The following is a 14,631-nucleotide window of genomic DNA, read 5'->3' as shown; positions in this document are numbered from 1 at the left end:
TTCAGCCTAAGGCCATCGCCGCTTTGGCGCGTTGGCCTCTTGAGATAAGGCGCGGACTCAGGCGACGTGGGCGACCGGTTTTCGCGGCAGCGGCCGCGCCGGCATCTCCTCGGGCTGCAGCGGCGGGGCGGCGTTGCCGCGCCCGCTGTCCAGCCAGCCGATCAGGCGCGACAACAGCTTTCCCTGCTCGCCGGGCTTCGCGCTTGCGACGAAGGGGTCGGTGTAGCAGCGGGCGCTGGCGGTCTTGGCCATGCGTGCCACAAGTTGCGTGAGCGCGGGCGCGCCCGACACATAGACGACGTCATCCGCCGACAGTTTCGGCAGTTGATCGGCGAGCTGGCCGACCCGGATCGCCGACGAAACGGCCTGCGGCTCGCTCACCACGGGAATGATCGTGACGTTCGGAAACAGCGCGAGCCGGCACAACGCGGCGTGCATGTAGAACGAGGCGAGACGCCGCGCGCCGACCACGAAGATCAGCTCGCGCTCGGGCTGCTCCGTGATCGCGGCAACCGCGATCGACCACATCGGCGCAAAGCCGGTGCCGCTGGAAACCAGAACCGTGCAGCCGGAATGGTCGGGCCTGAAATAGGCGCTGCCGAACGGGCCGCTCAGCTTGACGCGGTGGCCGACGCGAATCCGCTCGCCGAGCGCGGAGGAGACCGCGCCGTCCGCGAGCTTGCGGATGTGGAAGTGCAGCCGGCGTTCGTCGGGCGCGCCTTCGAGCGGATAGCTCGGGCTGTAGGAGCGCACGGGAAAGCCGCGGAACTGCAGGTTGCAATACTGGCCCGGCAGGTAATGAAACGGCTGCTCCAGCGCCAGCTCGACGCCGACGACGTCGGGCGCAAGCCGCACGAGCCGCGCGACCTCGGCCGACACGGTGACGGAATCGGGCACCGGTTCGGTCTCGACCGAAAGGTCGGAGACGATTCGCGCCTGGCAGGCATGGATCATGCCGCTGCCGTCCTCGTCGCCGCCGAACACCTTGCCTTCGACGAGGCGCACCCGGCAGCTGCCGCAGATTCCGGTGCGGCAGTCATGCGGCAGCTCGACGCCGTTCATGATCGCGCCGTCGAGCAGGAGCTCGCCGCAGTTCGCGGCAAAGCTTTGCCCGTTGACGGTCACCTTGCAGGTCTTTCGCATCATTCCACCTCGAGACGAATGGGTCGGATATGGCGGGTGTGCCGGATCTGGCTGTGATCGAAGGCGGCAACCCGCATGAAGGTGCCGCTCCTCAGCGCCACGTCGTAGGGGCTTTTCGAGTCGAGCCGGCGCACGACTTCGAGTGCCCAGCGGCCCGACGCCCAGCGCGCCGCGCAGCGGATGTCGGCACGGTCGCCGGAAAATTCGCCGGCAAAGATCACGCCGGGCAGGATGGTGCCGACCGGAATCTGACGGTCGCGCTCGGGCGAATAAGGGTCGGACTCCGCCTCCGTCATGAACCAGCGGGCGCCCTCGCTCTCGCCGAGATTGGGATCGAGCGATACTTCTCCCATCGCGCCCTTGATCGCCTGCAGGTCCTTTGGCAGGCGGCGCGGTGTAACGAGCTGGTTGCCCGCGGCCGCATCGTCGGGCGAAACGGTGAAGTTCTCGGCATAGTTCACGGTTCCCGGATCGGGCGCGAAGCCGCCGTGATAGGGCGCGCGCGCCTGCGCCTGCGCTGACGTCGGCTCGAGTGGCGGACCGAAATGCAGATCGTCCATCCATCCGGCAGGCCCGCCGTTGGTCGCCTTCCACTCCCAGACGTCGACATAGCCGCCGTTGGTGTAGTGCAGGCCGCGCCCGCTCATGGTCGCCGGCGCGTTGGCGATCGGCTGGGTGCCGGCGTGAAAGGTCTTGTCGCCGGCAAGGATCGAGTCCGTTGTCGTCAGCAGCACCGAGAACTTGTCCTCGTTGTAGTCGTGCTCGTCGCCATTCTCGTAGCCGTTGTGCAGGAGGTGCCAGCCGTCGATCTCCTTGACCAGCGGCAACTGCTTCAACGAGCGCGTCGGGTCCTCCCAGGTGAACAGGAAATAGGCCCAGGTGCCGTCATGCACGGCGCGGATCTCGACGCGGGATTCGCCCTTGCCGTCCAAATTGCCGCCCTGGTTGGTCAGCAGCGAGTACGGCCGCACGTTGCGCCACACCCGGTCCGAGGTATCGCCGTCGACCACCGGCGCGTCGACCGCATCGATGCGGTGCAGGGTGAGGCGATCGACCGCAAGCCAGTCGGCGGTGAGCAGCGCGGAGGCGCCGGTGATCGCGATCGCGAGCGCCACGACGAGAGGATTGGACTGGAACGTCGGATTTCTTGGCCGCGATTGCGCGCTGCGCTGCGCCGGCCTTGCGGATGGCTGCTGTGGCGGCGGCGCGGCGCGACGCGCCGCCGGCCGCAGCCGCACCGGCTCGCCGAGCGGGTTGGGCTGCGCGCGCGCAGCAGTCGGTGCGCTCTCGGCGCCGTCGGCTTGCCGCGCCAGGCGGTCCGATTGCTCGGCCAGCAGCGAAAGCAGCTCGACGGCATCGAGTTGCGGCGGCGGGGCCGGCAGACGTTCAGGGCGGAAGATCCGCAACAGCTGTGACGCGCCGCCGATCGCATAATGCGTAAGGATGTGAAGGCCCGCGAAGCCCAGCACCACCCAGGTCGTCCACCAATGCACGGTCGCTGCGTCCTGGCCGGCCGAGATTCCGAAATACAGCAGGCCGCCGCTACCGATCAGCGCCAGCATGGCGGCGAAGAACACCCAGCTCAGGATCACGTTGGCGGAGCCGAGCCGCGCCGTCTTGCGGCCGAACAGGCCGCGCAGCCGGACCTTGTCGAGCCGCACGCGGCGGCTCAGGCCCGAGCGCACGACATAGACGGCGTAGGCCAGCGCGACCGCGACCAGCACGATCGCCGCCTGCATGTGCAGGGTCCATACGCGGCTCGCCGGCAACAGCGGGTCGAGCCAGTTGATCCAGGTCCGGTCCGGCGCTTCGGTCGCGATCCGCAGACCGGTGACAAAAGCCACGCACAGCGCGCCGACGAGAGCCCAGTGCAGGATGATGGTCCCATAGTCCGTCCTGCGCTGTCTCATCGCCGCAATCCCCGATCGGGACGGCAGGATGGATTGCGGATTCTTCCGTCAGTTCCGTCGGATGGGCCGCGCCGTGCGACGCGCCCGATCAAACGTCGATCGTGCGCGGACGGGACAGCATTCCGCGAGCATTTCCAGTTCTTGGTACGCAAACGGTTATTCCCCCAGATCGAAGGCTCGCGGCTCGGCGAGCGAGGTCCCTTTCCTGGCTGATCTTTTTTTCATGGATCGTCGGCGGTCACGCCCACGCCGCCTTACCGATCCGTTCTGCCTCCGGCACCCCTGATGCGCGGGTGCCGGAGGCAGGCCGCGCCACTACCCCCACAGGTGATGGAATTGGTTCATGTCGACGAAATCAGCCGAGTGCGGAATAGTGGCTGCCGGCGCGGCCGCGACAAGCGGCGTCGGTGCAGCCGCGGGCGCAGTGTCATGGTGGCCCGGGTCGTTTGCCGCGACCGCGCCGGTCGATGGCGCGGCGGGTGTGGCCGGCGTCGTCGCGTGGCTGGACGGATCGTTTGCCGCGGCCGCGCCGACTGGTGGTGCCGCAGCCGCCGCCCCGGCGTCGTGCGCTGACGGGTCGTTCGCCGCGACCGCTGCTGGCGCAGCGGCCGGCGCCGCTGGTGTCAGCGGCGTGGCCGGCGCCGGCGGCAACGGACCAGTCGCCGTGCTGAGCGCATCGGCAATCGTCGCGCCGTCGGGGTTGTACGATCCGCCATTGAGAGGGACGTTGTTGCCGGAGACATCCATGGCGTTGGCATGAAAGCCTTCTGCCGCCGCCGTGACCAGCGCCGCGTCATGGGTTTGGAGGCCCTTGATCATCGCCGCGACGTCGGCTCCGACGGTGGAGTTATCGCCGAGCAGTTCATTGTCGAAGCGCGCCTGGAAGATGCCGCCTTGCGCCGCGTCGAAGTTCTGCACGTTGTGCTCGAACCCCTTGAGCGTCTGGACGAAGTCCTTGATCTGCTGGTCGGTGCCGGTGGCGACAAGATGCTGGGCCTGCGTTCCCAGCGTGTTGCTGGAAGCAATGAAGTCGGCCCAGAAGTTGGTCTGGTCGGCATTGTCCTGATACTTCACCGGCACGACGTCGGTGGCCGGCGCGGGCGTCCATCCCGTGACGCCGTTGATGGATGCCATATTGGCGAGGTTGGGATCGCCGGCAACGATGTCGGTGATGTCGAGGAGGTTGTCGTTGGTGGATTTCGCGGCGTCGGGATTGAAGCCGTATTGGTGGTTGAAATTGGTGAGTTGCAGGTTGATCTGATCGACGATGGTCGCGGCGTGGATGCCGGTCGCGCCGCCGAACAGTTCGGGGTGATCCTGCATCAGCGTCTGGAGCCCGTCATGCACGGTCTGCAGGTCGGCCTGGATTGCCGGCAGGTTGTTGGCGTTGATGCCGCCCAGCGACTTCGACTGCGCGTCGTCGAAGATCGCGCCGAGCTCGGCGAAGGTCGCGTGCGGCGTGTTGGCGTTGAGCGGCGTGGCAAGCTCCGGCGGCGCGAAGTTGAAGCCGGGATTGCCGTCCTTGATGCTGAGCGCCTGCAGAATGGGATCGTTCTCGATGGTGTTGATGATGTCGAGATGCGCAGTGCGCAGGGACGCTTCCGCATTGGGGTCGTTGTTGACCGCACCTTGCACCGAGGCGAGCGCGGTGCCGATGTCGCCGAGCACCTTGTTGACGTCGGCAAGCTGGACGCCGGCAAAATCATGGGCGGCGACGTCGGCCATCAGCCCCGTCTGCACCAGCTTGAGATCGGCAGTGTAGCGGCCGTCGGTGCCGTTGCCCTGGTTGCCGACCGGGACGTTGTTGTGCCAGAGCCCGCCCTCGAGGATGCGGGTCGCATCGTTGAACATGTTTTCGAAATAGAGGTCGCCGGGCTTCAGCGCCGCGACGCCGCCGCCGGGATCGCCGCCAGGCGTTCCGCCATTGCCCGCGCCGGGGTGGTCGCCGCCCGGCGTCCCGCCGTTGCCCGCGCCGCCGCCGGGATCGCCATTGCCGCCGCCGTTTCCTCCGGTGGTGCCGCCACCCGTTCCGCCCGTCCCGCCGCCCGGCGTGACGGCGGTGGCCTGCGCAGCGGCGACGACGTTGGCGTAACTGCCGCCGTCGGTCATCAGGTTGTTGCCGCCCACATCGGCCGAATTCGCCGCAAGCTGTTCCGCCGCGGCATTGACCTCGCCGGCATTATGGGTCTGCAGGCCCTCGATCAGCGCATTCGCCGCCGTGCCCGTGGTGCCGTCGTTGCGGAACTCGTTCCAGAACCGCGCGGACCACAGCCCGCCCTGTGCCTGGTCGAAGGCGTTGGCGCTGTTCTCGAAGGTCTGGATCTGCTGCACGAGGCCGGCGACATCGCCGGTGAAGCCGTTGTTCTCGATGGCGACCGCAGCCTGGCCGAGATGATTGCTGTCCTGAATCCACTGCGTCACGAACTTGGTCTGGTCGGCGTTGTCGTGGAACGGCGCGGCCGGGGTGTTGAGCGCGGGCAGCGGCGTCGGGTTGAACAGCGCCTGCACGCCGGGATCGCCCTGCGCGATGTCGATGATGTCGCGGTGGATGTCGTTGATGGCGCGGCCGACATACTGCCCGAGGTCGGTGCCGAGGATCAGGGTGCCCGGCGCCGCGTTGGCGTTCTCGACGGTGGCGATCTCCTCGTTGAGCTGGTTGATGATGACGTGAGTGTGCAGGTCGGAGAGGTTGTTGATGGTCGGATCGGCCGCGCTCAGCATCTGCTGCACGCCGACGAGGTCCGAGGCGATCAGGTTGACCTGGTCGGGGCCGACGCCGCCGATCTCGCGCGTCGTTGCGTCATTGAACAGATCCGTTGCGGTGAGGCCGGCAGCGGCCGCCGGCGCGGCGGCAGGGGCAGCGGCTGCGGCTGGATCGTTCGCCGCGTGCGCGGCGGCATGATTGTTCTCGGCAGGTGTCGCCGCGTTATTGTTCTCGGCAGGTGCTGCCGCGTTATTGTTCGCCGCGGGTGCTGCCGCGTTATTGCCAGCCGGTGCAGCCGCGTTGTTGCCAGCCGGCGTGACGGCGGTGGCCTGCGCAGCGGCGACGACGTTGGCGTAACTGCCGCCGTCGGTCATCAGGTTGTTGCCGCCCACATCGGCCGAATTCGCCGCAAGCTGTTCCGCCGCGGCATTGACCTCGCCGGCATTATGGGTCTGCAGGCCCTCGATCAGCGCATTCGCCGCCGTGCCCGTGGTGCCGTCGTTGCGGAACTCGTTCCAGAACCGCGCGGACCACAGCCCGCCCTGTGCCTGGTCGAAGGCGTTGGCGCTGTTCTCGAAGGTCTGGATCTGCTGCACGAGGCCGGCGACATCGCCGGTGAAGCCGTTGTTCTCGATGGCGACCGCAGCCTGGCCGAGATGGTTGCTGTCCTGAATCCACTGCGTCACGAACTTGGTCTGGTCGGCGTTGTCATGGAACGGCGCGGCCGGGGTGTTAAGCGCGGGCAGCGGCGTCGGGTTGAACAGTGCCTGCACGCCGGGATCGCCCTGCGCGATGTCGATGATGTCGCGGTGGATGTCGTTGATGGCGCGGCCGACATACTGCCCGAGGTCGGTGCCGAGGATCGGCGTGTCGAGTGCGGAATTCGCATTCTCGACGGTGGCGATCTCCTCGTTGAGCTGATTGATGATGACGTGGGTGTGCAGGTCGGAGAGGTTGTTGATGGTCGGATCGGCCGCGCTCAGCATCTGCTGCACGCCGACGAGATCCGAGACGATCAGGTTGACCTGGTCGGGGCCGACGCCGCCGATCTCGCGCGTTGTTGCGTCATTGAACAGATCCGTTGCGGTCAAGGCCATGTGGCTCCCCATTATATGTTTGTCCAGAAACTTCCAATTCCCCGCGCGCAACCGTGCGCGGGCAAAACCTCGATAATGTTCATGGCGTCAATCGGCCGAGACCGCGACCATTGCGCGCAGAAGCAAGGTCATAGGCGGACAAATCTATGACATGCGATATCTGCTGCTTTTTCGCGTCTCGCGCGGCGTGTGACGCTCTCTTTACTAATGGTCCTGCTCGTGCGTGCCCGCATCTGCACGGTTCCATCTGCGCGCGATGGTTGCGTGCGATGCGAGCTCGCGCTGTTCGCATGCGTCGCCTCCGCAGTCGCAGAGAAGATATCGATCGGTCCCATTGTTGCCGGAAAATGGTCGGCATCGCCTGTCAGTGAAATCGCGTCGACCACGACACCGGGCCCAAAGGGGAGGCGCAGACGGATGAGTGTGGTTCAGGGGCACCCGCGGGCATCAGTGTCGGCGGGCCGATGGACATTGTTGCCCGCGGCGTCGGCTGACGATCCCGTGGCCACCGGCCTGCGCGCGAGCGCGCGGCGGATGATCGGGATCGGCGTCTTCAGCGGCGTCATCAACATCCTGATGCTGTCGGGCTCGCTCTATATGCTTCAGGTCTATGACCGCGTGATTCCGAGCCGCAACCTCACGACGCTGCTCGGGCTCTCGCTGATGGTCCTGCTCGCCTATGCGGTGCAGGGCTATTTCGACGCGCTGCGCACGCGGATGTTGTGCCGCGTCGCGACGCTGTTCGATGTCGGCCTGCAGGAGGCGATACACCAGGCGCTCGCGAGCCTGCCGCTGCGCGGGGTCAAGCCGATGCTGATGCAGCAGCCGCTGCGCGATCTCGACCAGATCCGCGCCTTCATGTCGAGCATGGGGCCGACCGCCTTTCTCGACATGCCCTGGATCCCGATCTTTCTGATCGTGCTGTTCCTGTTTCATCCGGCGATCGGCATGACCGCCTTGCTCGGCACCGCCGCGATCGTGGCGATGACGCTGCTGACCGAGCGCCTGTCGCGCGATGCCGCCAAATCCGCGATGGATGGCGCCGCGCAGCGCCAGGTGCTCGCGGATGCGACGCAGCGCAACGCCGAGGTGGTCCGCGCGCTCGGCATGATGGATCGCTTCACCGCGCGCTGGTCCGAGGCCAATGAACGCTACCTGCGGGAAAACATCCGCGCCACCGACCTTCATGCCAATCTCGGCTCCGGCGCCAAGGTGCTGCGCTACGTGCTGCAGTCCGGCATGCTGGGACTCGGCGCCTATCTCGTGGTTGCCGATCACGCCTCCGGCGGCATCATGATCGCGTCATCGATCATGATGGGCCGCGCGCTGGCGCCGGTCGAGATCGCGCTCGGAAACTGGAAGCAGCTCGTCGCGGCGCGCCAGGCGATCGCGCGGCTGCGCGACATCTGCAAGGCGACCGCAAAGCCGGCGCCGCCGCCGGTTGCGCTGCCGCGCCCGAGCCGTGAGCTCGCGGTGCAGGCGCTTTCGGTCAGCGCCCCCGGCAGCGATGTGCCGATCGTGTCGAACGTCTCCTTTGCCTTGAAGGCCGGCATGGGCCTGGCGCTGCTCGGCGCTTCCGCCTCGGGCAAGACGTCGCTCTCGAAGGCGCTGGTCGGCATCTGGCCGGCGCGGCAGGGCACGGTGCGGCTTGACGGCGCGACCATCGATCAGTGGCGTGATGCGGAGCTTGGCCGTCATATCGGCTACCTGCCGCAGGACGTCGCGCTGTTCGACGGGACGATCGCCGAAAACATCGCGCGTTTCGATCCGGCCGCGACGTCGGACGCGATCCTGAAGGCGGCGCGCATCGCCGGCGTGCACGAGATGATCCTGCGCCTGCCGGAAGGCTATGCGACGCGGATCGGGCAGGGCGGCCTGTCGCTGTCGGCGGGCCAGCGTCAGCGCGTCGGTCTTGCGCGTGCGGTGTTCGGCGATCCGTTCCTGGTCGTGCTCGACGAGCCGAACGCCAATCTCGACGCCGACGGCGAGCAGGCGCTTGCCCGCGCTATCCTGACGCTGCGCCAGGGCAATGCCATCGTCATCGTGATCTCGCACCGGCCGGCCGCGCTGTCGACGCTGAACATGGCGCTGGTGCTGTATGAGGGGAAGGCGATCGCCTTCGGTTCGTGCGACGAGATCTTTGCGCGCGTCCGCGCCGCGAAGGGCAAGCCGGTGCCCGGTGCGCCGGTCGCGCCCGCGGCGCAGGCCAGGCCAATCCGCCGCGCCGCCGTCGCCGAGCGTGCATGACCATGGCGCGCACCGACGAGATCAGGCACAGTGAGGAGGCCGCGCGGCGCTGGGGAAACGACGCCCATGGCAGCGGCGTGGGCCCGCAGGGCAACGCCCTGATCCTCGAGCTGCAGCGGCTGCGCCAGGCGCTCGACAGCGAGCGCTGGCCGGAGCCGCGCACTTCGTCGCGTCGCGCCAAGCCGGCCGCACCGCCGCCGCGCCGACCGCCGGCCGGAAAACAGCGCAACAAGCCCGCCGCGTCACCGCACCCCGCGCCACCGCGCCGCGAACAGGCGGCTGCGAACGCGCCGGCCGCACCCGTCGCAGCGCCCGAGCCCGCCAAGCGCCCTGAGCCCGCCAAGCGTCCCGAGCCGATACCGATGAATCTGGCGGCGCCCGCGGTGGAAATCCCGGGGCCCGATCGCCTGCTGCTGGAAAGCCCGGCGATGAGCCTGCCGCGCGCCGAAGGCGAGCCGGCGGCGGCCGGGCGATGGATCGCCAAGGCTCAGGCGAGCTTGAGTACGGGCATCGCCTTCCTGCTCGATCGCAACGGCGTGCCAGAGCCGGCCATCAGCGAGAGCCTGATGGCGCGGACCGGCTGGTCGTTCGAGCGCGAGCTGCGCATGGGGCTTCGCTTCCTGCTGGTCGCGCTTGTCATCGGCGGCGGCTGGTTCGCGCTGGTGCCGCTCGCGGGCGCGGTGGTGGTGCCGGGCAATCTCGTGGTGCAGTCCAACGTCAAGGCCATCCAGCATCCGACCGGCGGCGTCGTCGCCGAGATCAAGGTGTATGACGGCATGCATGTCGGCCTCGGCGATCTGTTGGTGCGGCTCGACGCCACCCAGACCCAGGCGAGCCTGCAGATGGTGAGCAAGCAGCTCGACGAGCTGCGGGCGCGGATCGCGCGGCTGGTCGCCGAGCGCGACGGGCTGGAGAAGCCGCAGCCTCCCGCCGAGCTGCTGGCGCGCATGAAGGACGACAATGTGGCGAGCCTGCTCACTTCGGAGGATTCGCTGTTCAAGGCCCGCGCCCATGCGCGGCAAAGCCAGCGCGAGCTCCTGCAGAGCCGGATCTCGCAGCTCACGGAAGAGATTTCCGGCCTCGATGCGCAGGTCGCCTCGAAGGCGAAGCAGATCGAGCTGATCGCGGGCGAGCTCACCGGCGTGCAGGATCTTTTCGACAAGCATCTGGTGCCGCTGACGCGCCTCACCACGCTGCAGCGCGAGGCGGCGCGGATCGACGGCGAGCGCGGCCAACTGACCTCGGCGATCGCCGAGACGAAGTCGAAGATCGACGAGGCGAAGCTCCAGATCGTCCGCATGGACCAGGATTTTCGCACCGAGGTCGTCAAGGAGCTCGGCGAGACCCAGGGCAAGGAAGCCGAGCTCGTCGAGCGCGCAGTCGCCGCGCGCGACCAGCTCGACCGCATCGAGATCCGCGCCCCGAACTCGGGCGTGATCCACCAGCTGGCCGCGCACACGATCGGCGGCGTGATCCGCGCCGGCGACACCATCATGGAAGTGGTGCCTGACGCCGACGAGTTGCAGGTCGAGACGCGGCTGCAGCCCAACGACATCGACCAGGTGCATGTCGGCCAGAAGGCGTTCGTGCGCTTCTCCGCCTTCAACACCCGCACCACGCCGCAGCTCACGGGCAATGTCGTCTTCGTGTCGGCGACGACGAGCCACGATGCGCAGACCAATGCGAGCTACTACACGGTCAAGGTGGTGCTGCCGGACGAGCAGCGGCAGCGGCTGGCCGGCCGCCAGCTGGTGCCGGGCATGCCGGCGGAAGTGTTTTTGCAGACCGGCAGCCGCACCATGATGAGCTACATATTCAAGCCGATCGCCGAACAGATGCAGCGCGCCTTCATCGAGCAATAACCGGCGGTATCTCCCGTCGTGCGCCGGCGGTGCCGCCGGCCTCGGATGCGTTAAAAAATACGGTTAGCCAATCCTGAATTGCTCAGGGTTTCTTAAGCTTTTCGCCCGATCTTGGTTAACGGCGAGCTCGCCATTGCAAGTTCGGGTTGTGTCCATGAAGAAGCTGTCGGTTGCAGCAGTCGGCGTGGTTCTCGGCGCGTCCATCGCCCATGCGGCGGACATGCCGGCGCCGGTGCCCGTCGTGGTCTGGTCATGGACCGGGCTCTATCTCGGCGTCCATGCCGGCGCCGGCTTTGCCAGTTCGAGCTTTGCGGATCCGCAGGGGCCATCGATCTACGGCGGCACGGTGAGAAGCCCGGCGGCGCTCGGAGGCTTCCAGCTCGGCTACAACTGGCAGATCCCGAATTCGAATTTCCTGCTCGGCGTCGAGACCGATGCGAGCGCGATGATTGGCGACGGCACCGCGACCTGCTTCGCTTCCTCCGGCTTCTTCATCTCCGCCAATTGCCGTGTCCGCCCGCAGCTTTCCGGCACGCTTACCGGCCGTGTCGGCTTCGTCACCGGTTCGCGCGGCCACACGCTGGTCTATGCCAAGGCCGGCGCGGCCTGGCTGCAGGAGCAGATCGACATCGCCACCAATGCGCTGCTGCCGGCGATGACGACGAGCTTCGACGGCGTGCGCTGGGGCTGGACCGTCGGCGGCGGCGTCGAGAGGGCGCTGACGCCGGCCTGGTCGGTGAAGCTCGAATATGACTATGCACAATTCGGCAACAGCGGCATGCCGACGCCGGCGAGTTTCGTGCAGGTGCTGCCGCCGTTCAATGCGTATGCGCCGACGTCAGGCGGCATCACCAACGTCGGCCAGAGCCTGCATACCGTCAAGCTCGGACTGAACTACCGGATCGGCGAGGACCTGCATGCGACGTGGGAGCCTTCCGCCTCCGACTATCGGCTGCGCGGAACCACGGATCCCGGCTATCTGCCGGAAGCGGAAGTCGAGGTCGGCGGGCGTGTCTGGTACTCCTCCGGGCGCTTCCAGAAGGACCTCGGCGCCACTTTCGACAACGCGCAGCAGAACGTGCTGGTGTCGCGGCTGACCTACGACACCACGGCGGCGTCGGGCGAAGTGTTCGGCCGTATCGACACCGCCTCCAACATCTTCATCAAGGGCTTTGTCGGCGGCGGCAAGCTGTTGTCAGGCAACATGCACGACGAGGACTGGCTGATCTTCAACGCCAGCGTGCCCTATTCGAACACGCTGTCGAGCGCGAACGGCAGCCTCGCCTATGCCACCTTCGACGTCGGCTATTCGGTGTTCCGCGGGCCGAGCGCCAATGTCGGCGGCTTCATCGGCTACAACTACATGCGCGACAACAAGTCGGCCTTCGGCTGCGCCCAGCTCGCCAATGCCAATTCCGACTGCGTGCCGTCGCTCGCGAGCACGATCCTCGGCATCACCGAGGACAACAAGTGGAATTCGATGCGCGTCGGCGTCAACAGCGTGGTCAAGCTGATGGATCGGCTGACCCTGACCGCGGATGCCGCCTATCTGCCCTTCGTCTCCTTCAGCGGCACCGACAACCACCTGCTGCGCACCGACGTCGCCAACACTGTCTCGCCCGAAACGGCGACCGGCCGCGGTGTCCAGCTCGAGGCGATCCTGTCCTACGCGGTGACGCGGTCCTTCAATGTCGGCGCCGGCGCCCGCTACTGGGCGATGTGGGCGCCCGGCAGCACCAACGCGTTCAGCCTCGGCTGCCCATGCCAGACGCTGCCGGTCTCTGCCGAGCGCTACGGCGGATTCCTGCAGGCGTCCTACAAGTTCGCAGGCCTGAACTAGGACACGCGATTCCTGCGCATGACGATCAGCTGCTGGACCGTGGACAGCAGGTTGTTCCAGGTCCAGTAGATCACCAGGCCGACAGGAAACTTGGCCAGGCTGAACGTGAAGATCACCGGCATCCAGTTCATGATTGCGGCCTGGGTCGGGTCCGCGGACGCGGGCGTCAGCTTCATCTGGATCCATTGGCTCAAGCCCATCACGAGGGGCCAGGCGCCGACCACGAGGAGGGCGCCGATCAGGGGGACTGCCGACGGATCGTACGGCAGCAGGCCGAACAGGTTGAACAGGTTGGTCGGGTCCGCCGCGGACAGGTCCCTCACCCAGCCGAAGAATGGCGCGTGGCGCATCTCGATGGTGATGAACAGCACCTTGTAGAGCGCGAAGAACACCGGAATCTGAACAAGCGTGGGCAGGCAACCGGCGATCGGGTTGATCCTTTCATCCCGGTAGAGCTGCATCATCGCCTCTTGCTGCTTCACCTTGTCGCCGTCGAAGCGCTCGCGGATGAGCTGCAGCTTTGGTTGCAAGGCCTTCATCCTGGCCATCGAGGCGTAGGATCTGCTGGCAAGCGGGAAGAAGGCCATTTTCAGCAGCAGCGTGACGATGAGAATCGCTACTCCGAAGTTGCCGACCAGGCGGAAGAAATAGTCGATCAGGCTGAACATCGGCCTGGTGATGAACCAGAGCCGTCCCCAATCGATCAATCGATCGAAGCGGTCGAGCTCGAGCGCCTTCTGATAGTCGTCGACAACGGCGACCTCCTTTGCACCCGCAAACAGGCGCGTCGTTGCGCTTGCCGTTGAGCCCGGCAGGATTGTCTGCGTCTGCTGCAGATAGTCGGCCTCGTAGGTCTTGAGAGAACCGAGTTCGCTTGCGGCAAATTCGGCGTGGAGGGGCACGGAAGCCTGCGGAGCAACGACAGCCGCCCAATACTTGTCCGTAAAGCCGAGCCAGGCGCCATTCGTTGTGAACGGCACGCGCTTCCTTTCGTCGAGGGTCTTGTAGGTCAGCTCCTGCAGGCCCTCCTCCCCGAGAACCCCGATGGCTCCCTCGTGAAGCAGGTAGCTGCCGAGCGTGGGTGGTGGATTGTGGCGCGAGATCAAGGCATAGGGTGCGAGCGCCACGGGATCTGGTCCCCTGTTTTCGACCTCATCGCGGACGGTGAAGAGATATTTGTCGTCCACTGAAATTGTCCGGCGGAATTCCAGGCCTGCGCCGTTCTGCCAGGACAAAAGGACCGGCCGTCCAACGCCGAGATTGTTGGATCCGACCTGGCGCCAGGTCGTCTCGGACGTCGGCACCGCCAAGGCCGTGCCCGACACGTTGATCCAGCCGAACTCGGCATAGAACGCCTGTGGGCTGCCGGAAGGCGACAAAAGCTCGATCGGCGGGGATTTGGGGTCTGTCGTCTCGTGATACCGCGCCAGCAACACGTCATCGATCCGGCCACCCCTGAGTGCGATCGAGCCTTTCAGGCTCTGCGTTTCGATCGCAACGCGGGGCGAGCGCCCGAGCGCTTCCTGCCGTGAGACCTTCTGCTGCTGTGGTGGCGGAGGAAAGGCTTCGGACTGCTTCAGCTGAGCATGGGACCCGGGCAGATCGATCTGCGGGGCCCTGGCTTCCTTGCGGGAAAAGGAAGTCGCGAAGAAGTATTGCCAGGTGATCAGGATGAGCACCGAGAGCGCGATGGCGAGGAAAACGTTGTTCTGATCGTGCATGTCGCAACTCCAACTACCAATCGCAGCGACGACAGCCTGCGCCGTCAGTCAACTCACGATTACGATAGATAGCCGTTTCAACCGGGTTTGCAGGCCCCCCCGAACTG

Annotated in this window: 7 protein-coding genes; 3 read left to right on the top strand and 4 right to left on the bottom strand. The window is 66.6% G+C overall.

Annotated elements, in window-relative coordinates; all coding sequences use genetic code 11:
- Positions 1–57: 57 nt before the first annotated feature.
- The 3 genes from QOU61_RS32540 to QOU61_RS32530 all read right to left on the bottom strand — a co-directional run bounded on the left by QOU61_RS32540 (position 58) and on the right by QOU61_RS32530 (position 6,854).
- Positions 58–1,146, bottom strand: coding sequence for a 2Fe-2S iron-sulfur cluster-binding protein (locus QOU61_RS32540; RefSeq protein WP_289655273.1), 1,089 nt, complete (start codon positions 1,144–1,146; stop codon positions 58–60).
- A complete protein-coding gene (locus QOU61_RS32535; protein WP_289655272.1) occupies positions 1,143–3,053 on the bottom strand; it encodes an ethylbenzene dehydrogenase-related protein in 1,911 nt (636 codons plus the stop codon). Before QOU61_RS32535 ends, QOU61_RS32540 begins: the two co-directional genes overlap by 4 nt.
- A 315-nt stretch (positions 3,054–3,368) precedes the next feature.
- A complete protein-coding gene (locus tag QOU61_RS32530) occupies positions 3,369–6,854 on the bottom strand; it encodes a hypothetical protein (RefSeq protein WP_289655271.1) in 3,486 nt (1,161 codons plus the stop codon).
- A 534-nt stretch (positions 6,855–7,388) separates the two neighbouring features.
- Between QOU61_RS32530 and QOU61_RS32525 the strand changes: the two genes are divergently transcribed.
- The 3 genes from QOU61_RS32525 to QOU61_RS32515 all read left to right on the top strand — a co-directional run bounded on the left by QOU61_RS32525 (position 7,389) and on the right by QOU61_RS32515 (position 12,803).
- Positions 7,389–9,101, top strand: coding sequence for a type I secretion system permease/ATPase (locus QOU61_RS32525; RefSeq protein WP_289661993.1), 1,713 nt, complete (start codon positions 7,389–7,391; stop codon positions 9,099–9,101).
- Positions 9,098–10,963, top strand: coding sequence for an HlyD family type I secretion periplasmic adaptor subunit (locus QOU61_RS32520; protein WP_289655270.1), 1,866 nt, complete (start codon positions 9,098–9,100; stop codon positions 10,961–10,963). The genes QOU61_RS32525 and QOU61_RS32520 overlap by 4 nt, the downstream gene beginning before the upstream one ends.
- A gap of 154 nt (positions 10,964–11,117) precedes the next feature.
- The gene (locus QOU61_RS32515; protein ID WP_289655269.1) at positions 11,118–12,803 is read left to right on the top strand and encodes an outer membrane beta-barrel protein; all 1,686 of its coding nucleotides are present in this window, start codon (positions 11,118–11,120) and stop codon (positions 12,801–12,803) included.
- Here QOU61_RS32515 and yidC read toward each other — a convergent pair.
- The gene (yidC, locus tag QOU61_RS32510; RefSeq protein ID WP_289655268.1) at positions 12,800–14,524 is read right to left on the bottom strand and encodes a membrane protein insertase YidC; all 1,725 of its coding nucleotides are present in this window, start codon (positions 14,522–14,524) and stop codon (positions 12,800–12,802) included. The genes QOU61_RS32515 and yidC overlap by 4 nt on opposite strands.
- Between the last annotated feature and the right edge of the window lie 107 nt (positions 14,525–14,631).

Source organism: Bradyrhizobium sp. NP1, assembly GCF_030378205.1.
Taxonomy (GTDB): domain Bacteria; phylum Pseudomonadota; class Alphaproteobacteria; order Rhizobiales; family Xanthobacteraceae; genus Bradyrhizobium.
The sequence above is the reverse complement of the archived record's forward strand: the minus strand, read 5'-3'. Positions and strand labels throughout refer to the sequence as shown.

Excerpts from the sequence above, each read along its gene's own strand:
- QOU61_RS32525 (WP_289661993.1), top strand. The coding sequence starts at position 7,389 with ATGATCGGGATCGGCGTCTTCAGCGGCGTCATCAACATCCTGATGCTG.
- QOU61_RS32520 (WP_289655270.1), top strand. The coding sequence starts at position 9,098 with ATGACCATGGCGCGCACCGACGAGATCAGGCACAGTGAGGAGGCCGCG.
- yidC (WP_289655268.1), bottom strand. The coding sequence starts at position 14,524 with ATGCACGATCAGAACAACGTTTTCCTCGCCATCGCGCTCTCGGTGCTC.
- QOU61_RS32540 (WP_289655273.1), bottom strand. The coding sequence starts at position 1,146 with ATGATGCGAAAGACCTGCAAGGTGACCGTCAACGGGCAAAGCTTTGCC.
- QOU61_RS32530 (WP_289655271.1), bottom strand. The coding sequence starts at position 6,854 with ATGGCCTTGACCGCAACGGATCTGTTCAATGACGCAACAACGCGCGAG.
- QOU61_RS32535 (WP_289655272.1), bottom strand. The coding sequence starts at position 3,053 with ATGAGACAGCGCAGGACGGACTATGGGACCATCATCCTGCACTGGGCT.
- QOU61_RS32515 (WP_289655269.1), top strand. The coding sequence starts at position 11,118 with ATGAAGAAGCTGTCGGTTGCAGCAGTCGGCGTGGTTCTCGGCGCGTCC.